Annotated in this window: 21 protein-coding genes and 1 pseudogene; 13 read left to right on the forward strand and 9 right to left on the reverse strand. The window is 54.1% G+C overall.

Annotation, left to right across the window (positions count from 1 at the left end):
- The first annotated feature begins 38 nt into the window (after positions 1 to 38).
- On the forward strand, positions 39 to 614 hold the full coding sequence (locus KNP86_RS03170) for a deoxycytidylate deaminase (protein ID WP_034777377.1): 576 nt from the start codon (positions 39 to 41) through the stop codon (positions 612 to 614).
- A gap of 200 nt (positions 615 to 814) precedes the next feature.
- Complete coding sequence (locus KNP86_RS03175; RefSeq protein WP_034777378.1) at positions 815 to 1,171, forward strand: hypothetical protein; 357 nt, start codon at positions 815 to 817, stop codon at positions 1,169 to 1,171.
- 162 nt (positions 1,172 to 1,333) lie between these two features.
- On the opposite strand, the gene hisJ is transcribed toward KNP86_RS03175, so the two are convergent.
- Complete coding sequence (gene hisJ / locus KNP86_RS03180; RefSeq protein WP_214752796.1) at positions 1,334 to 2,146, reverse strand: histidinol-phosphatase HisJ; 813 nt, start codon at positions 2,144 to 2,146, stop codon at positions 1,334 to 1,336.
- 109 nt (positions 2,147 to 2,255) lie between these two features.
- Between hisJ and KNP86_RS03185 the strand changes: the two genes are divergently transcribed.
- From KNP86_RS03185 to hisIE, 9 genes and pseudogenes are all read left to right on the forward strand, one after another.
- Positions 2,256 to 3,179 (forward strand): ATP phosphoribosyltransferase regulatory subunit, encoded by a 924-nt coding sequence (locus KNP86_RS03185; RefSeq protein ID WP_034777381.1) that lies wholly within the window; start codon positions 2,256 to 2,258, stop codon positions 3,177 to 3,179.
- Positions 3,176 to 3,784, forward strand: a complete 609-nt coding sequence (gene hisG / locus KNP86_RS03190; RefSeq protein WP_034777382.1) for an ATP phosphoribosyltransferase — start codon at positions 3,176 to 3,178, stop codon at positions 3,782 to 3,784. Before KNP86_RS03185 ends, hisG begins: the two co-directional genes overlap by 4 nt.
- Positions 3,781 to 4,998: a histidinol dehydrogenase gene (gene hisD, locus KNP86_RS03195; RefSeq protein ID WP_214752798.1), complete on the forward strand. Its 1,218-nt coding sequence runs from the start codon at positions 3,781 to 3,783 to the stop codon at positions 4,996 to 4,998. Before hisG ends, hisD begins: the two co-directional genes overlap by 4 nt.
- Complete coding sequence (locus KNP86_RS03200) at positions 4,995 to 6,008, forward strand: pyridoxal phosphate-dependent aminotransferase (RefSeq protein WP_214752800.1); 1,014 nt, start codon at positions 4,995 to 4,997, stop codon at positions 6,006 to 6,008. Before hisD ends, KNP86_RS03200 begins: the two co-directional genes overlap by 4 nt.
- Entirely contained in the window at positions 5,995 to 6,582 is a 588-nt protein-coding gene (gene hisB / locus KNP86_RS03205) for an imidazoleglycerol-phosphate dehydratase HisB (RefSeq protein ID WP_214752801.1), read from the forward strand. Before KNP86_RS03200 ends, hisB begins: the two co-directional genes overlap by 14 nt.
- Entirely contained in the window at positions 6,579 to 7,166 is a 588-nt protein-coding gene (gene hisH, locus KNP86_RS03210; protein ID WP_214752803.1) for an imidazole glycerol phosphate synthase subunit HisH, read from the forward strand. Before hisB ends, hisH begins: the two co-directional genes overlap by 4 nt.
- The gene (gene hisA / locus KNP86_RS03215; protein WP_214752805.1) at positions 7,144 to 7,857 is read left to right on the forward strand and encodes a 1-(5-phosphoribosyl)-5-[(5-phosphoribosylamino)methylideneamino]imidazole-4-carboxamide isomerase; all 714 of its coding nucleotides are present in this window, start codon (positions 7,144 to 7,146) and stop codon (positions 7,855 to 7,857) included. Before hisH ends, hisA begins: the two co-directional genes overlap by 23 nt.
- Entirely contained in the window at positions 7,850 to 8,617 is a 768-nt protein-coding gene (hisF, locus tag KNP86_RS03220; protein ID WP_138859521.1) for an imidazole glycerol phosphate synthase subunit HisF, read from the forward strand. The genes hisA and hisF overlap by 8 nt, the downstream gene beginning before the upstream one ends.
- A pseudogene (gene hisIE / locus KNP86_RS15830) lies at positions 8,566 to 9,203 on the forward strand (bifunctional phosphoribosyl-AMP cyclohydrolase/phosphoribosyl-ATP diphosphatase HisIE). Before hisF ends, hisIE begins: the two are co-directional and overlap by 52 nt.
- Before the next feature lie 42 nt (positions 9,204 to 9,245).
- Here the strand turns inward: hisIE and KNP86_RS03235 are convergent.
- Positions 9,246 to 10,169, reverse strand: coding sequence for a DUF7916 family protein (locus KNP86_RS03235; protein ID WP_214710292.1), 924 nt, complete (start codon positions 10,167 to 10,169; stop codon positions 9,246 to 9,248).
- 90 nt (positions 10,170 to 10,259) lie between these two features.
- On the opposite strand from KNP86_RS03235, the gene KNP86_RS03240 reads away from it, so the two are divergent.
- A complete protein-coding gene (locus KNP86_RS03240; protein WP_214752807.1) occupies positions 10,260 to 10,814 on the forward strand; it encodes a maltose acetyltransferase domain-containing protein in 555 nt (184 codons plus the stop codon).
- A 33-nt stretch (positions 10,815 to 10,847) separates the two neighbouring features.
- Here KNP86_RS03240 and KNP86_RS03245 read toward each other — a convergent pair whose 3' ends face one another.
- From KNP86_RS03245 to KNP86_RS03275, 7 genes are all read right to left on the reverse strand, one after another.
- Positions 10,848 to 11,852: a pyridoxal phosphate-dependent aminotransferase gene (locus KNP86_RS03245; protein WP_214752809.1), complete on the reverse strand. Its 1,005-nt coding sequence runs from the start codon at positions 11,850 to 11,852 to the stop codon at positions 10,848 to 10,850.
- Positions 11,849 to 12,607 carry a transporter substrate-binding domain-containing protein gene (locus tag KNP86_RS03250; RefSeq protein ID WP_034777396.1) on the reverse strand — a complete coding sequence of 253 codons (759 nt, stop codon included), beginning with the start codon at positions 12,605 to 12,607 and terminating at the stop codon, positions 11,849 to 11,851. The genes KNP86_RS03245 and KNP86_RS03250 overlap by 4 nt, the downstream gene beginning before the upstream one ends.
- 126 nt (positions 12,608 to 12,733) lie before the next feature.
- Positions 12,734 to 13,261 carry a P-loop nucleotide/nucleoside kinase family protein gene (locus KNP86_RS03255; protein WP_214752811.1) on the reverse strand — a complete coding sequence of 176 codons (528 nt, stop codon included), beginning with the start codon at positions 13,259 to 13,261 and terminating at the stop codon, positions 12,734 to 12,736.
- A 9-nt stretch (positions 13,262 to 13,270) separates the two neighbouring features.
- Positions 13,271 to 13,993: a nucleotidyltransferase domain-containing protein gene (locus KNP86_RS03260; RefSeq protein ID WP_214752813.1), complete on the reverse strand. Its 723-nt coding sequence runs from the start codon at positions 13,991 to 13,993 to the stop codon at positions 13,271 to 13,273.
- On the reverse strand, positions 13,990 to 14,511 hold the full coding sequence (locus KNP86_RS03265) for a DNA topology modulation protein (RefSeq protein WP_214752815.1): 522 nt from the start codon (positions 14,509 to 14,511) through the stop codon (positions 13,990 to 13,992). The genes KNP86_RS03260 and KNP86_RS03265 overlap by 4 nt, the downstream gene beginning before the upstream one ends.
- 13 nt (positions 14,512 to 14,524) lie before the next feature.
- Complete coding sequence (locus KNP86_RS03270) at positions 14,525 to 14,971, reverse strand: GNAT family N-acetyltransferase (protein ID WP_214710995.1); 447 nt, start codon at positions 14,969 to 14,971, stop codon at positions 14,525 to 14,527.
- A 16-nt stretch (positions 14,972 to 14,987) separates the two neighbouring features.
- Positions 14,988 to 15,488, reverse strand: coding sequence for a hypothetical protein (locus tag KNP86_RS03275; RefSeq protein WP_214710996.1), 501 nt, complete (start codon positions 15,486 to 15,488; stop codon positions 14,988 to 14,990).
- Between the two features lie 142 nt (positions 15,489 to 15,630).
- Between KNP86_RS03275 and KNP86_RS03280 the strand changes: the two genes are divergently transcribed.
- Positions 15,631 to 17,094: a phytoene desaturase family protein gene (locus KNP86_RS03280; RefSeq protein WP_214752817.1), complete on the forward strand. Its 1,464-nt coding sequence runs from the start codon at positions 15,631 to 15,633 to the stop codon at positions 17,092 to 17,094.
- Positions 17,095 to 17,110 lie beyond the last annotated feature (16 nt).

The following is a 17,110-nucleotide window of genomic DNA, read 5'->3' on the forward strand; positions in this document are numbered from 1 at the left end:
GCCCTCAGACTTTCCTTTTCTTTGAGGAGGATAAGAAAATGGAAAAACAACGGCTATGGGATGAGACGTGGTTGCAGTTCGCTGATATGATGGCGGTACGCCATTCGAAATGCGCCTCGAAAAGTGTCGCTTGCGTCATCGTCAAAGATGAGAAGCCGATCTCGATTGGGCTCAATGGGACGCCACCCGGGCATACGAACTGCAATGAGATCTTTTTAAAACGGGAAGACGGTTTTTATAAACGGGCCGAGTACGTGTCAGAAGATGCGGTCGATTTGCTCGAGGCACCGGTTTCATTCATCCATGAGGGTGTGACATTTATTAGATGTTCGGACCCATACGACCACCATAATTGGTCGAAGCAACATGAAATCCACGCCGAAATCAACGCGATTGGTAAGCTCGCCGCGGATTCGACGAACGCCTTCGGCGCGACAGCCTATGTGACCCACTCACCATGTCATGCCTGTTCGCTCGCTTTGATTGCGTCACGCGTAGCCCGTGTCGTCTATGCGGTCGGCTATGAGCACGGTGACGGCCTCGATTTGATGCGTGAGAGTGGGATTGACGTGGTACATATGCCACTCGAAAAAAGTTTCAAAAACACATTGTAAACGTTTACATTCGATGTTATATTATTAATGTACTGCCAATGGTGTTTTACTCTTCCATTATTCGTCTCTCTTCGGAGGGACCTTTTTTTATGGCTAAGCACAGGTGAGACAAAGTTTACACATAATGTTCAATATTTCACAATCTTTTCGTGGGTTTCTTTCTTATAATGAAAGTAGATTAACGAGAGGGGAAATGTTACATGGAAAAACAAGTTCGTTTCACAGATGGTGCCTATGATGTGGAAGCGTTGATCACACTCGAAGAGGTGTGGGAAGATAAATTTGCCATCGGGACGCATAAAGAGCTCGCCGTTAAGTCATTAAAGATCAACGGAAATGAGGTTTCGGAGTTGAAGCACGTTCGGGCGTTGCTTCGCTACTATCCGACGCTCGGTGTCTCGGGCATCTTGCTAGCGCTCGATGGTGCCGCAGCTGAGATCGTCGCCTTGTCAGGGGATACGGATCCGGCGCTCCGGTTTGTTGAACTCGTGGCGTTACAAATGGACGAGGCAGCGACGGAAGAGTTGAAAGACCTATACGCCGAGATGGCGGTCTAACTTTGTAAGGATGACACCCACGTCATCCTTTTTTCATTTTCGGGTTGCAATGCGGGTTCAGTATGGTATTATTGTCAATAGATGAAGAAATGGAACGCCATATCGTTATCGACAACCAAAAATGGGGATCTAGATAGCTAGATCGCTGTGAAAAAGCCACGTTCATAGGAACGTGGCTTTTTTTTGTATAATTTCGAACCCGGCGCCGACATCGAAGGCGATATGGGCGTCTGAACCGAGCACGAACGGGATGCCGAGTGCGGCCGCCTCGGACGCGACGTCAATGGCGTAAGGTTGGCCGCAATCGGGCTTGCGGAGACCGGCCGTATTCAAATCGAGACCGAAACCGCGTGTAGCGATCGTTTGTAGCAAGCGCGTCTGTTCGTCCTGCACGTTCGAGCGGGCCCACGTGTACTTGTGTTGATATTTGATCGGTAAGTCGATATGTCCGATGCGGTCCACTTTCAAGCGCTCCCAAGGGAATGCGAGTCCGGCAGCGAGCGCCGTGTAGTATTGTTTCATCACGGCCTCGAACGAGCCGACACGTTTGACGAGCGCATCAAACGTGTCGGCCGAGAAGTCGATAGGCAGGAGCTCGTCGTCGACGAGGAGAAAGTGTTGGGACAAGATTGCTTCGTCTAATACGTCGGCATACGGCTCGAGCAACGCCAGCGTCTCGGACTCATATCCGGGCAAATAGTCGATCTCCAAACCGATGCGGAGATCAAGTTCGGGATACGACCGCTTCAACGTCTGCAAAGCTTCTATATAACGCGGGAGCAAATCGAGCGCCATCGCTGAATCTTGGTCTGGCGTCGGGTCTTGAAACCGGGCCGGGAGCGGCGCATGCTCCGTGAACGTGAGCGTCTTGATTCCTTGGTTCAAGGCGCGCTTTACATACGCTTCGAGCGAATCGGATGAACCATGCGGACAAAATGGGGTGTGAAGGTGACCATCACGGGTAAAGTCAATCATCAGTCGACATTCCTTTCGAGTTCGCCGGTTGACAGCAACGGCTTGGTTTGATAAATTTAACACACTACTTTAGTTTGGTAAAGTGATAATAAGATAAAGGGTGATATTGATGATCTGGTTCAATACAAAAGGATCCATCCCGGAAGGATGGCACGAATTGCAAGGGGAAGACGTTCTGCGTCCAAAGCAGTGGATGTTGTCATTTTTAGAGCGAGCCGAGTCAAATGGCTACAGTGTCATTGAGCCACCGCTCGTGGAATATTATTCGCACTATCAAGACTTGGCCTTGTTCGATGAGTCGGCCTATTATCGTCTGTTCGGGAATGACGGCGAGTTGCTCGTCATGCGTCCGGACTATACGTTGCAAATCGCTCGGAAGCTCGCCGATGGTCATGAACCGATGCGGGTCGCCTATGCCGGTGCCGTCTATCGGCGTACCCCGAAACATTCGGGTCAGCCGCATGAGCGTCAACAGCTCGGGCTTGAATGGATTGATGGTGATGCACCCGATATGGAGCTGATTGAATCGTTCCTCAGTATGACCGAGCGGGTGTTGCCGCAAGACGGGCTTCGGATTCAAGTCGGCTCGGCTGCCTTGGTCGCGGCCGTGGCGGAAGAGGCCGGGATCCCAGAGCGGACGCTCCGTCAATATTTGGCGCTCCGTAACTTGGAATCACTCCGTGACCTCGCAGATACGTATCAATACCCGTTAATCGCGAAGCTACCGTTCTTAATCGGTGATTCGGCACTCGCTGAACTACGAGAAGTCGCCGAGCCAGGATTGACGGCTGCGATCAATGAAGTCGAGCGGGCGGTCGAACATTTACGCGCCATCGGTTTGAACGTATCGTACGACTTTGGACAGACCGGCGATTTTGATTACTATTCAGGATTGACGGTGACAGGAAGCATCGATGGACGGCGGGTCCTCTCGGGCGGTCGCTATGATTCGCTATACGGACATTTCGGTCAATCGCGACGGGCGTTCGGATTGTCGCTCGATTTAGAACAGTTAGGTGAGGTGATTTTATGAAAGTGGCCATCGCGAAAGGACGCATTGAAAAAGCGGCCCGAGACTATTTCGAACAAGTCGGATTAACCGTCTGGCCCGAAAAACGCGGCCGGGAACTGACCGTCGAAGTCGACGGGCATGAGTTCATCTTCGTCAAAGGGGATGACGTCTATAAATATGTCATGCACGGCGCGGCTGATGTCGGCGTCGTCGGTGGCGACATCTTGCGAGAGAAGACGCCTGGCGTCCTCGAAGTCGTCGATTTGCCGTTCGGCCGTTGCCGGATGGCGGTTTGCGGACCGAAAGAACGGAAGAACGGGACGAAAAAATTGAAAGTCGCGAGCAAGTATCCGAATATCGCTATCTCTCACTTCGCTTCGAAGCGACAGAACGTCGAAGTGATCGCGTTGAACGGTTCGGTCGAACTCGCACCGCTCACAGGACTCGCCGATTGCATCGTCGATATCGTCGAGACGGGGGCGACGCTTCGCGCGAACGACCTCGAGGAATACGAAACGATTTTCACGGTGAACGCCAAGTTCATCACGAGTGAGACGGCTCTCGCCAACGATCCTGATGAATTGAAGGCCTGGATTCGTCGTTTAAGCAAGGAGGAAGCGAAATGAGCACGGAAACGAATCGGAGCCGGCGTGAAAGCTGGGCGGAAGCGGTTAAGCCAATTCTCGAGGCCGTGGAGTCGAACGGAGATGAAGCGCTCCTAGAGTTTACAAAGAAATTTGACGGTGTCGACGTAATCGAAACGGTCGACTTGACAGCCTTCACGCCACCTGAAGCTTACGGGGAGTTGACCGAGGCGTTGACGCTCGCCGCCGAACGCATTCGCACGTTCCACGAGCGTCAGCGTCGTCAAGACGACGCGTATGAAGATGGCATGTTCAGACTCGGACGTCGCTTCATGCCGCTCGACTCGGTCGGCGTGTACGTACCGGGTGGGACGGCCGTCTATCCCTCGAGCGTCTTGATGAACATCATCCCGGCGAAAGTGGCCGGTGTGAAACGGATCGTCATGGTGACGCCGCCAAAACCAGATGGCATCGACTTGTCGCTATTGATTGCGGCAAAAATCGCAGGGGCAGATGAGTGTCATCTGGTCGGCGGGGCACAAGCCGTGGCCGCGCTTGCGTTTGGCACTGAGACGATCAAACCGGTCGACAAGATTGTCGGACCTGGTAACGCCTATGTCGCGACTGCAAAATCGCTCGTCTCTCACATCGTCGGCATCGACTCGGTCGCTGGACCGTCTGAAGTACTCATCATCGCCGATGCGACGGCTAATCCGAAATGGGTCGCCGCCGACTTGCTCGCCCAAGCCGAACATGACGTTGAAGCGACGGCACTCGCTCTCGTCACGTCAGACGAGTTGGCCGAACGAATCGAACAGGAATTGACACGCCAGCTGGCCGAGCTACCACGCCGTGACATTGCGGTCGAGGCATTGAAACGAGGCGGGGTACGCATCATGTCGAGCGAACGTGCGATCGAAGTCGCCAACGAGATGGCAGCCGAGCACGTGCAACTTGCCGTTTCCGACCCGGAAACCTATATGCAAGCCATCCGTCACGGTGGTTCGTTCTTCCTCGGTCATGAAGCCGCGGAAGCGTTTGGCGATTACATCGCTGGACCGAACCACGTTTTGCCGACGAGCGGGACGGCCCGCTTCTCGAGCGGCCTCTCGGTCGATGATTTTTACCGGAGACAGACGTTCCTTCAGATGACGGAGCTCGATGAACGTGTCACACACGCCGCGATTCGCATCGCGCAACAAGAACAACTTGACGGCCACGCCCGAGCGATGGCGGTTCGATTGGAGGACGTATGAGACAGAACTATGAGACGATTCCCCGCTACGTCCCGCAGGCGGTCAAAGGACATGCGTTGAATCAAAACGAGAGCCAATATGAGTTCCCAGAGCGATTAAAGACGGCAATCCGAGAGCTTCCGCTCGATTTGAGCCATTATCCGGTCGATGAATTGGCAGCGCTGAAACAAAGTTATGCGACATATGCTGGTGTGGATCCGCAACAACTCATGGTCGGGAGCGGTAGCGATGAATTGCTCGCGATTCTTTGTCAGGCAATCCTTGACGCCGATGACGTCGTCGCCGCCCCGATTCCCGATTTTTCGATGTACGGCATTTATACGCATATCGCTCGCGGGAATTTTGTGCAGCCGGATGCGGACGGATTGTCGATTCAATCATTGCTCGAGACGATCGAGGCGGAACGGCCGAAACTTGTGCTCGTGTCGAACCCGAACAATCCGACGGGAAAGATGTGGACGCTCGATGAACTCGAAACGGTCGCCAGCCGTGTTCCATATCTCGTCGTGGACGAGGCATATATCGATTTCACGATGGAAGATTCATTCAAAGACCGACTCGCGGACCACGCGAACGTCATCATTCTCCGTACGTTATCGAAAGCGTTCGGACTCGCGAATCTGCGCATCGGTTTCATGATTGCCGACGAGCGCTTAATCGAGAAGATTGACCGGTTCCGTTCGCCATTCAACGTGAGCGGGCTGAGTGCGGCCGTGGCGACGGTCGTGTTGAACGACTCCGAATATATCGAGGAGTCGATCAACTTCCATCAAACGCAACGACAAAAGCTTGAAACGTTGCTCGCACCGATTGGAAACGTCTTACCGAGCCGTGCCAATTTCCTATACGTCAAAACACCGGACAGCGAAGCTTGGGCCGCCCGTTTCTTAGAAAAGGATGTCCATGTTCGCGCGTTCGCAGACGGGATTCGTGTCAGTGCCGGCACGGACGAGGCGTACCGCTTGCTTCAACAAACGATAGAAGAGGTGACTTCACTTGAGAACAGCTGAGACGAAACGAGAGACAAAAGAGACGAACATCGAGCTCAAGCTTGATTTGAATGGGACAGGACAAAGTGACATCAAGACAGGTGTCGGCTTCTTTGACCATATGCTGACACTGTTCGCGTTCCACAGCCAAATCGATTTGACGGTCCATGTCGAAGGGGATACGTGGGTCGACGCTCACCATACGGTCGAAGACGTCGGAATCGCCCTTGGGCAGATGATCAATCAAGCGCTCGGCGACAAAATCGGCATTCGCCGCTACGGCACGAGTTATTTGCCGATGGACGAGACGCTCGCGCGTGCCGTCGTCGACGTGTCGGGCCGTCCGTTCCTCGTCTACCGGGCCGATATTAAAAATCCGAAACTCGGAGACTTTGACACCGAGCTCGCCGAAGAGTTTTTCCGGGCCGTGGCGATGAACGCCCGGTTGACACTGCACCTAGAGGTCCTCTACGGGTCGAACTCGCACCACATGATTGAAGGGTTGTTCAAGGCGTTCGGTCGCTCCCTCGCCGAGGCGATTGGGCAAGACGGGTCGAATCGATTGCCGTCGACGAAAGGACTGATCGAAGGATGAAAATCGCGGTCATCGATTATGGAATGGGTAATGTGTTCAACGTCGAACGGGCACTCCAAGCTATCGGCTGTTACGTCATCATCACGAACGACCCAGTGGAAATCGAGGCAGCTGATGCCATCTTGCTGCCTGGGGTCGGAGCGTTCCCGCAGGCGATGCAATCGCTGAGCGAGACGGGGCTGATTCCGCTGTTGAAACGATCGGCGAATGAAAAGCCGTTCCTCGGCATCTGTCTCGGCATGCAACTCTTGTTTGAATCGAGTATGGAAGGCGTGCCGACGGAGGGACTCGGTTTGATTGAAGGGCGCGTCGAGCGGATGCGGGCGAAACGTCTGCCACACGTCGGCTGGAACTCGATTTTGCGCGACGAGGACGTCTATTTCGTCCACTCGTATCACGTCGTGACTGATCCAGTCCACGTCGTCGCGTCTGCCGATTATATGGGTGAAACCGTGCCAGCCATCGTGCAAAAAGGGCTCGTCACGGGGATGCAGTTTCATCCCGAGAAGAGCGGCGCGTTCGGATTACGTTTATTGACAGAATGGAAGGAGGCGGTCGAACGTGAGATTACTACCGGCCATTGATTTGATTGACGGAAAAATCGTCCGCTTGACGGAAGGCGATTTCAATACAGAAGAACAGTACGGAGACCCGTATGAGAAATTGAAGGAATGGCAAGGGCGCGTTCCGATGCTTCACTTGATTGATCTCGAAGGGGCGAAAGCCGGCGAACCGAGACATCTTGATGTCGTCCGATTCGCCAAATCGTGCGGCTTCTTCGTCCAGACCGGCGGAGGCATTCGTTCCGAGGAAGCGCTCGATGCGGTCATGGCGACCGGCGCCGACCGTGTCTTGCTTGGGACAAAGGCGTTTACAGACCCGGATTTCTTGGACCGGGCGCTCGCGAAGTACGGTGATCGTGTCGCCGTCGCCCTCGACGCCTATGATGGCATCGTCGCCGTCAACGGATGGCAAGAAGCGACCGACTTAAAAGATATCGATGCCGCGAAAGAACTCGTCGACCGTGGGGTCAAGACGATTCTCTATACGGATATCGGTTCGGACGGGAAATTGAACGGACCGAACCTCGAGCGGATGAAGGCGCTCCGTGATGCTGTTTCAGTCACGATCATCGCCTCGGGTGGCGTGACGACCGAGGCTGACGTCGAGGCGCTTCAAGCGGCCGGCATCGACGAGGCGGTCGTCGGGAAGGCACTACTCTCCGGACAAGTCAGTCTTGATGACTTGATCGAGTGGGAGGCGCGCCATGCTTAAACGTCGCATCATTCCGTGTCTTGATGTGAAAGACGGTCGTGTCGTCAAAGGGATCGAGTTTGTCGCGTTACGTGACATCGGCGACCCGGTCGAGATTGCCAAGTATTATGACGCCTCCGGTGCGGATGAGCTCGTGTTTCTCGATATCACTGCGAGTACGGAACGCCGCCAGACGATGCTTGACGTCGTCAGTGCTGTCGCCCGGAAAGTGTTCATCCCGCTCACGGTCGGCGGCGGTATTCGGTCGCTTGAGGATATTTCCTCGCTCTTAAAAGCTGGGGCCGATAAAGTGTCGCTCAACACGCTCGCCGTCGAATCACCCGATTTGATCAAACGAGCGGCCGAGCGGTTCGGGTCACAATGTATCGTCATCGCCATCGACGTCAAGTTCGAAGACGACGAGTACTTCGTCTATACGTATGGCGGGAAGAACCGGACCGAGTTGCGGGCCGTCGATTGGGCAAAGCAAGTGGCCGCACTTGGGGCGGGTGAACTGCTCGTCACGTCGATGAATCAGGACGGAAAGCAGAGCGGCTACGATTTGCGAATCCTTGATTTGCTCCGGGACGCCGTCGATATCCCGATTATCGCCTCTGGCGGTGCCGGGAACGCGAATCACGTCGTCGACGCGCTCGAGAAGGTCGATGCGGCGCTACTCGCCTCGATTTTGCATGACCGGAAAACGACAGTGGAAGAGGTGAAACACGTATGCAGCGAGCACAACTTGCCGATGCGGTTCGTTACGACGAAAACGGATTGATTCCAGCCATCATCGTGTCGACAGAGGACGACGCCGTCCTCATGTTAGGCTACATGAACGAGGAGGCGATTCAGAAGACGCTCGAGACGAACACGGTCACGTTCTGGTCACGTTCGAAAGGGAGACTCTGGATGAAAGGGGAGTCGAGCGGGAATACGCTCGAACTCGAGAGCATCCACGTCGATTGCGACCAAGACGCGCTCTTGGTTCGTGTCCGTGCCAATGGACCGACATGTCATACGGGAAATCGAAGTTGCTTTTTCACGGAGGTGGAAGGATGATTCACGAATTAGAGAAGTTGATTCAAGAACGACAGGCGTCACCGAAAGAAGGGTCGTATACGTCTTATCTATTCGACCAAGGTGTTGACAAGATTGCCAAGAAGTTTGGGGAAGAGTCGTTCGAGGTCGTCATCGCGGCATTGAACGATGAAGATTTGGTCGAAGAGTCGGCCGATCTCTTGTACCACCTGCTCGTCTTGCTCGCCGCCAAAGGCGTGTCATTACAAGACGTTGAGGCGCTCCTCGCCAAACGGCACGGGACGACGACTCCGGCGAAACCACGCCGGGACGTCACCGACTGGTAACACAAAAAGGAACGAAGCCACAATCGGCTTCGTTCCTTTTGATTAGCGGTTGACCGAGGCGGCCATACGGATGTACGTATGGCGCCGTCCCCGAATCGCAATCGATAACGCCTGGATATTCTCCGGTGTGGCGATTCCGGACAGCCCAGCATCGCCGATATGGAAGATGTCCGTCCCACCGCGCTTCGAGGACAAGGCGATGTCACGAATCGTCGCTTCATCGGACCCTTCCTGTGATGTGCCGATGGCGGCGACGACGAGTTTATCCAACGCTTGAATCTCGCGCGTGACTTCATAGAATTCATCTTCACGGACGCCAGGAACGGTGCCGGGCGCTGGAATCAAGATAATATCGGCCCCGGCTTCAGCAAAACGGACGTACGCCTCTTGATCAAGTACACGGCCGACGCCGGCTTGATGCATCTTCCCGGCGATGATGACGCCCGCGAACTCTTGGCGCGCGTTGATGATGGCTTGCTCGATCGCCTCGTTCGTCACCCCGGTGTTCGGATTTCCGGTCAGGCAGATGAAGTCGATACCGAGCTCTGACGCTCTGGCGAACGCTTCCCGTGTCGCGAGCCGTCCTTGTTTCACATCATACATGTCCTCCGATTTCTCGGAAAAGTCGACCGGCTCGAGGTTGACCCCAATCGGCAAACCGACGAGCCGCTTCAATTCCATGATGGGATTGTCAGACATCGTCTCGCCCGGCATGTTTCCGAACAAGGCGTGGCTTTCGAGACCTTTTATGTACGGGTGGAACACGTCGAGCATGTTCAAAAGAATCATGTCGGCACCGAACGCCCGCGCGAGTTCGGCGTTCGTCACTTCCGGATAGAGTGGTTGTACGGTCGGGATGACTTCGGCGAGTACCGTCCGACCTTCGGCTTTGCGAATCGATCCAATCAAATCCGAGCGGTTGAACGTCAAGAAATCACTGGCTCTACAGTCAAGAATTCGTTTCATCTGTCTATTCCTCCTCTAGTTCGTCATGTTCCTATTCCCCATTTCGCTAGAAATTCCTCTATAATGATGACAGAATAGGGGGAGATGCAGATGACTGAAAAAGAAAAGATGATTCGGGGCGAGCTTTACTTGGCCGGAGACGAGGAACTCGTCGCCGACCGGCGTCAGGCCCGGCGTTTGACGGAACGATTTAATCGATCCGGGATTGATGAACTCGACGACCGAAAAGCAGTGTTAGCGGAGCTGTTCGGCTCGACCGGAAGTTCGTTTTATTTGGAGCCGACGTTCAAATGCGACTACGGTTATAACATTCATCTCGGAGAACGGTTCTTCGCTAACTTTGATTGCGTATTCCTCGACATCTGTCCAATCACATTCGGTGACGATTGCATGCTCGGTCCGGGTGTGCACGTGTATACAGCGACGCATCCGCTCGACCCGATCGAACGAATCTCGGGTCTTGAATACGGGAAACCGGTCACGGTCGGACATCGGGTATGGATCGGCGGCGGTGCCATTCTAAACCCAGGGGTGACAGTCGGGGACGATGCCGTCATCGCCTCTGGCGCCGTTGTGACGAAAGACGTGCCAGCCCGTGCCGTCGTCGGGGGGAATCCAGCAAAAGTGCTCAAGTTCATACCATGACGAAACGACCCGACGTGATGTCGGGTCGTTTGCTTATGCTGTCGGTTGTGACGCGAAGGTGACTAGTGCCTGACGTGTTGCTTCGAGAGCAGATTCATTGCCGAGCGTGATGCGAATCCCGTTCGGTTGTTTCGATGTGTGAACGCCATGCGCGACGAGGTGGGCCCAAACGGCCTCCGGCTCATCGAGCGTGACGTAAATGAAGTTCGCCTCGGCGGGATGGACGTGTCCGATGGTGGCGAACAAGTCGGTCCACTGTCCGCGCATGTCGGCGTGCCATGCGATGGCCTCATCGAGATACGTCGCATCTTGTAAAAAGATGTTGGCGATTTTCGCGCTGACACCGCTAATGTTGAACGGCGGGACGAACTGACGGAAATAAGCGGCGAGTTCGGTCGTCGTGACCATGAAACCGAGGCGGACGTTGGCCAGGCCAAACGCCTTCGATAACGTCCGCAGTACAATCACATTCGCAAATGAATCAAGATGGGCCACCATGCTCGACGTCGGTGTGAAGTCGATATAGGCTTCGTCGACGATCAAGTACGGCACGAGTCCCGCGAGTTCGGCCAATTCAGCGACGCTCCACAATTTACCGGTCGGATTGTTCGGGTTCGACAACAGCAACAGCTTCGGTGTGTGTTGCGTGATCGCCTGGACGAGTGCGTCATACGACAGGTCATCGGCTTGCACGTGCCGGCCGTGCGCGATTGTCGTGAAGATCGGATAGAGTGCGAAATCCGGGCTCGGTGACAAGACGACGTCTTCCGGTGCCAACAGCGCCTGGGTGACGACGTGAATCATCTCGTCACTGCCGCAACCGACGAGCAATTGATTCGGCTCGACACCGGCGTAGGCCGCATAACGGGTGAACAACTCGTCAATCGGTTGGACCGGATACTCATGCAAGTCTTGGAACGAAATCGTCGCGAGCTGGTCATAGAGGCGGGACGGCACCGGGAACTGACTCTCGTTTTGATTCAAACGGTACCCGTCTGGATAGGTGACTGGATAAATCGGCAGCGAGACTGGTCTCATTCCGTCGGCTCCATCGAGAACCATTTTTTGGCGAGTTTGTCGATTTCACCTGAGTCAATCATCTTGTTCAACTCCTCGTTGAACTGATCGCGAAGGTCGTCCTCCAATTTAAAGGCGGCTGCTGAACCTTTCTCGCCATCTTCTTTCAAGGCGAACGTGTACAGTCCGGCATCTTGGTCCAAGTATTTTTGGGCGACCGTGTCCTCGATGACCATCGCGTCGATCCGACCCGTATTCAACTCTTGGACGATCTCTGGAATCTTGTTCAATGAGACGAGCTCTGCCTCCGGAGCTTGGTCTTTGGCGATGTTCTCTTGAATCGAAGCGGTTTGGACGCCGATTTTCTTGCCGGCGAGCGCCTCAATCGACTCGAGTGACTCATCTTTCGTCATGACTAAGTTCGTCGCCGACAAGTAGATATCCGAGAAGGCGGCATTTTCTTTCCGCTCTTCGGTCGGCGTCATACCGGCCATAACGAAGTCGACACGTCCGGCGTTTAGTGCCCCGAGCAGGCTGCCGAAGTCCATGTCTTCAATTTTGAGTTCGTAGCCGAGGCGTTCCGTGACGGTTTCGGCGATCTCGATATCAAATCCGACAATCTCATCCCCGTTCGCCGTATCGACAAACTCATACGGGAAGTAATCGGCGCTCGTCCCCATGACGAGTGTTTTTTTCTCTTCGCCCGTCGTCTCTTGGCTACATCCTGCTAGTAATGCACTTGCCACTAATCCCCCTGTAATGACCCACTTTTTCATGTATGAATTCCTCCTTCAAGATATGAGACTAAGTGTATATGTATGATTATTAATTGTAAAGCATAAAAATACAAAAAATGATTAAAAAAATGCATCCGGGAAAAAGTTTCAGGGTGCATCGAATCGTCAATCAATCGCCTGAAGATAGGCGATGACGTCCGGTAAATACGTCTCGAGCGGGCGATTTGTATCGATTGTAAGCGCATGCATATTCGGTGGTTTTTTACTGCTGGCGACGGTCCGATCGAAATTTTCTGGTGAGACGCTTCCGATTTGACTGAGCTTCCGGTCTCGCTCGCGCAACCGCCGATTGATTACATCGACGTCGTCGACGAGACACTCGACGTAACGATACGTGGCCCCGTTATTTGCCGCAATCGCCAAACCGCGGTCAATCATTACGTCATATAGACAAGGGCTATCTAGAATGACGTTCCGTCCTAAAGACAGATGGAACTCGACGAGCGCCCAATCGAGATCATAGGCGACTTTTCCGGCGAGCGCCGGGTCAAGCGGGTGTTGTGAAGTCGATTCAAGCAGTGCCGTCTTCGTGATATCATGATCGACGATGACCGCATCCAGCCGTCGGGCGATTTCCCGAGACAGCGTCGACTTACCTGATCCGGGGAACCCGGACATTTGAAGAAAGAACATGGAGTACCCTCACGTTTCGTTTGATTTCCCGCGGCTGAATCCGGCGAACAACCGGCCGCCGAACGGGGAGAGCGTCTCATCGACGTAACGGATGAGCGCGTCGGGTTCGTTCGTTTGATAATACGCCTCAAGGGCAGTGACGAGTTCTCGGGCTGCTTGCGCATCGTAGCGGTCGAGAGCGCGGTACGTCCATTTGGAGGAGCCCATCCATTGTCGATTCGTGCGCAGGATGAACTCGCAGACCAACGTGGCGAGAGTGCCCGCGATGAATAACCCTTCTGCACGACTAGTGCATCCAATCAAGTCATCGAGTGCATCGGTCAGGAAGTATCGTTTCATCTCGATCGTCTCGTCCGACCAAGCCTCGGGCCCGCTGTCGAGCAAGGCTCTCGCTTCACGCTTGATGTCTTCGACGATATTTGTGTCCTTCAAGATGATGCCTTCGGCGACCATTCTCGGCAACGACGGAATGGCACGTCGGCAATCCTGCTCGAAGAACGTCCGATACGACGTCAAGTTATGGGCGAACAGTTCGATGGGCCATCCGGACTCGATGAACGACTCTCGATAAGACGAGCCGAGGGTGTCGTCGAAGATGATGATATCTAAATCCGACGTTGCGGTCGCCTCACCACGGACGACGCTCCCGGCGAGCAGTGCGGCCCGACAGTGGGAGAAACGCGTTGTGACGAACGTCTTCGCTGCTACGATTGGTTCAAGTTTAGGAATCATAGGTGTTGCTCCGTACCGACGCGCGTTATAAAGTCACGAACCTCTGTCCGTGAATGCAATATGATGACTTGTTTGTTATCAGGAAGGGCTTGCAATCGGTTGATCACAATCGGGCGTTGCGATTTCGGATAATCCCACACCCATTTCAAGAACTTCGGGTCAAACCGTTCCTCACAACCTGGGCCCATGTCCGGACGTGTCTTGCCACGATAGGAAAGCATGCGCTTCAAGACGCGATACGTACAAATGATCCTCGGCAAGTCGAGAAAAACAATCGTGTCGGCAGCATGAAGGCGCAAGTCGAGCGTGCCCCCGTAATTGCCGTCGATGATCCATGAATCGCGTCCAATCAATGCGGACTGCGTTTTAATTTGTTCTTGCCGTGTGGCGGGTGACCAATTTGGTTTCCATAGTAAGGCGTCTAAGTGATGGACGTCGATGCCGAGTTGGGTTCCCAACACGCGGGCGAGCGTCGATTTGCCCGAACCGCCTGAGCCGATGAGAAGTATTTTTTGCATCGAATACCACCTTTCAAATGTCAATCTTCATAAATTTACTGACGTCTGTGAAACCGAGTTGTTCATATAGTTGCATCGCCGTTTGATTGTGAGCATACACGTTCAGGCGCACATCAGTATGGCCCATCTGTTTGAACGTATCGAGTGCTTCTCGCATCAATAGTTTGGCATAGCCGTGACCGCGAAACGCGGGCTTGATATACAGGTCGTTCACCCAACCGACCTCTGCACCCGTCAAATAGTCGAATGCTTTATCGATTTGCGTCCAGCCGACGAGCGTCTCACCATCGACGAGACAGAGGAAATAGGCACCAAATTTCGCAGAGTGTTCGTACGCTTCAATCATCTTTTCCCGGCTATCAGCCGAGACGTGATTGGTTGCTTCTTCGCGGTTGACGCCTGCAAGACTATAAATTTCGGTCAGTTGTGATTCGGTTGCTCGTTGAAACGTGAGATTCATATCGATTCCGCCTTTGTTAGGAGTCTGTGGATTCAAGGATACGCCATTTTTCAATGACACCGTCCTCTTCGTATAGGACGCGTACTTCCATCTGGTTTAAAACGAGCCGCTGCTCGGTGGCGAAGAGTACAATCGGATAACCGGTCGACAGCGGTTCGTCCGCTTCGAAGACGGGACTGTGCGCTTGCATGGCATAATAGCCGTCCGAACGCGTGTTGGCCGCCCCAGCATCGACTTGAATCACCGTATCGAACCCTTGGAGTCGTAACACGTAACTATAAGTCGTGCGCGCCCCGCGTTCGAGTCGCCACTCCTCGATGATTGCCTCGCGGCCATCGTTCACTTCCTTGAGTAACACTTTTTGTGCCGTGTACTCGCGTTCATACGGAATCATCTCTTGAATATTCACAGCCGTCATCGTGGCCAATTTTTGTGATTCTTCCGATGGCGGGGTGATGAGAATGCCGATAAAAATTAAGATAGGGATGAGCAGATAAATGATGACCCGACTTCGCATATAGTTTCACCTGTCCTTTATCGATTTTTTTCGCCATCTTCTGGCAGAACCCTGCCTAAAGCTTGAAATATGTTGCCGAAACACGTCGAAACATCTCGGATACAAGGAACCCATGTATGATGAAGTCAGGAGGGGATGAGGAATGAGAATCGGGATTATCGGCGGTGGGATTGCCGGGTTGACGACCGGGGCGTTGGCAAGTCGGATTGGTCATGACGTGACGGTGTTTGAATCATCGCGGGAGTGGGGTGGTTGCGCCGGTAAGTTCGAGCGCGGTGACTACCGATTCCCAGCCGGGGCAACGCTCGGGATGGGATTTGAACCGGGCGGACTACACGAACGAGTGCTGACGTATTTGGGTGAGTCGATCGACGTTCGGGTGTTAGAGGAAGTGATGCAGATTCATGTGGACGGGAAAACGGTCCGCTATTATCAAGACCCGACTCGTTTTTTACTTGAACTTGAATCGACGTTTCCCGAGCTCGCTCCGCGGATTCGTGCCTTCTTGAATGAAGTATGGACCGATTTTGAGACGATTCGTCCTTTGTTTGAGACGCTACCGGCGTTGCCGTTTCGAACGATTCATGACGCATCGGTTGCGATACGTGGTTTTCGACCGACGCAACTACGTGCGTTTCGGAAGTTATACCGGCCGCTCGGTACAACGTTAAAACGGCATCGATTGAACGGGACGGCGTTCGAACGGGTCATCGACGGGATTTTGCTCGATAGTCTTCAGACCGGAGCTCGCGAGGCGAGTCACTTGCTCGCGGCCGTCGCGTTATCGATTTACCACGAAGGGGCATTTTACGTCGATGGCGGCTTGTACACGCTCGCTCACGCCTTGGAGCGCTCGATTCAAAAAGACGGCGGACAAACCCTTCTCGGACGACAAATCGTCAAACTCGAGCGCGTGGCGGACGGTTGGCTCTTGACCGATCGGCGGGGCCGGCTCGACCTCGTCGATGTCGTCGTCTCCGCCATCCCGCTCGAGGCGACCGCTCAACTGCTGAGCGGAGATACGTCACGTCAATTCAGCAAGCAGTACGGGCGTCACTTAAAGCGCTCGCAATGGGGAACGTTCAGTCTGTACGTCACGTTACCCGAAGCGATATGCATGAACCGTCCGCTGTTCCAACAAGTGTATAGCGATGACTTACCGTCAGGACACGCCTTCATCTCGATGTCAGCCGCAGATGATTCGCTCCGGACCGAGCGACCGGAACGGACCGTCACCGTCTCGACCCATATCGATTTGACAGAGTGGCAGGCTTGGAAAGACAAGGCGACGTATGAGAAACTAGAGACAGATTGGACCGAGCGCCTCGTCTCGGTTGTGAGTCGAGCGTTCCCGGACTGGAACGGCGAATCGTCTGTCATGTTGCCCGGGGGACCAGGGGCGTGGGTGAAATATACGAAACGTCCGCACGGCGCGGTCGGTGGTTATGCCCAAACACCGCAACAAGCTTTGTTCCATGCGGCGAGCTACCGGACAACCTTGCCGAACCTGTATGTCTGCGGGGATACAGTATTTCCGGGGGCAGGCACAATCGGGGCGATGACGAGCGGGCTTCATGTCGCCCGAGCGCTCGGTTCGAAGTTATGAGGGGAGACAAGTGGAG

This window comes from Exiguobacterium sp. s16 (assembly GCF_018618115.1).
GTDB classification, from domain to species: domain Bacteria; phylum Bacillota; class Bacilli; order Exiguobacteriales; family Exiguobacteriaceae; genus Exiguobacterium; species Exiguobacterium mexicanum_A.

Bases quoted from the DNA above. Each gene is read 5' to 3' on its own strand.
- KNP86_RS03170 (WP_034777377.1), top strand. From the start codon at position 39: ATGGAAAAACAACGGCTATGGGATGAGACGTGGTTGCAGTTCGCTGAT.
- KNP86_RS03175 (WP_034777378.1), top strand. From the start codon at position 815: ATGGAAAAACAAGTTCGTTTCACAGATGGTGCCTATGATGTGGAAGCG.
- hisJ (WP_214752796.1), bottom strand. From the start codon at position 2,146: ATGATTGACTTTACCCGTGATGGTCACCTTCACACCCCATTTTGTCCG.
- KNP86_RS03185 (WP_034777381.1), top strand. From the start codon at position 2,256: ATGATCTGGTTCAATACAAAAGGATCCATCCCGGAAGGATGGCACGAA.
- hisG (WP_034777382.1), top strand. From the start codon at position 3,176: ATGAAAGTGGCCATCGCGAAAGGACGCATTGAAAAAGCGGCCCGAGAC.
- hisD (WP_214752798.1), top strand. From the start codon at position 3,781: ATGAGCACGGAAACGAATCGGAGCCGGCGTGAAAGCTGGGCGGAAGCG.
- KNP86_RS03200 (WP_214752800.1), top strand. From the start codon at position 4,995: ATGAGACAGAACTATGAGACGATTCCCCGCTACGTCCCGCAGGCGGTC.
- hisH (WP_214752803.1), top strand. From the start codon at position 6,579: ATGAAAATCGCGGTCATCGATTATGGAATGGGTAATGTGTTCAACGTC.
- hisF (WP_138859521.1), top strand. From the start codon at position 7,850: ATGCTTAAACGTCGCATCATTCCGTGTCTTGATGTGAAAGACGGTCGT.
- KNP86_RS03235 (WP_214710292.1), bottom strand. From the start codon at position 10,169: ATGAAACGAATTCTTGACTGTAGAGCCAGTGATTTCTTGACGTTCAAC.
- KNP86_RS03240 (WP_214752807.1), top strand. From the start codon at position 10,260: ATGACTGAAAAAGAAAAGATGATTCGGGGCGAGCTTTACTTGGCCGGA.
- KNP86_RS03245 (WP_214752809.1), bottom strand. From the start codon at position 11,852: ATGAGACCAGTCTCGCTGCCGATTTATCCAGTCACCTATCCAGACGGG.
- KNP86_RS03250 (WP_034777396.1), bottom strand. From the start codon at position 12,607: ATGAAAAAGTGGGTCATTACAGGGGGATTAGTGGCAAGTGCATTACTA.
- KNP86_RS03255 (WP_214752811.1), bottom strand. From the start codon at position 13,261: ATGTTCTTTCTTCAAATGTCCGGGTTCCCCGGATCAGGTAAGTCGACG.
- KNP86_RS03260 (WP_214752813.1), bottom strand. From the start codon at position 13,993: ATGATTCCTAAACTTGAACCAATCGTAGCAGCGAAGACGTTCGTCACA.
- KNP86_RS03265 (WP_214752815.1), bottom strand. From the start codon at position 14,511: ATGCAAAAAATACTTCTCATCGGCTCAGGCGGTTCGGGCAAATCGACG.
- KNP86_RS03270 (WP_214710995.1), bottom strand. From the start codon at position 14,971: ATGAATCTCACGTTTCAACGAGCAACCGAATCACAACTGACCGAAATT.
- KNP86_RS03275 (WP_214710996.1), bottom strand. From the start codon at position 15,488: ATGCGAAGTCGGGTCATCATTTATCTGCTCATCCCTATCTTAATTTTT.
- KNP86_RS03280 (WP_214752817.1), top strand. From the start codon at position 15,631: ATGAGAATCGGGATTATCGGCGGTGGGATTGCCGGGTTGACGACCGGG.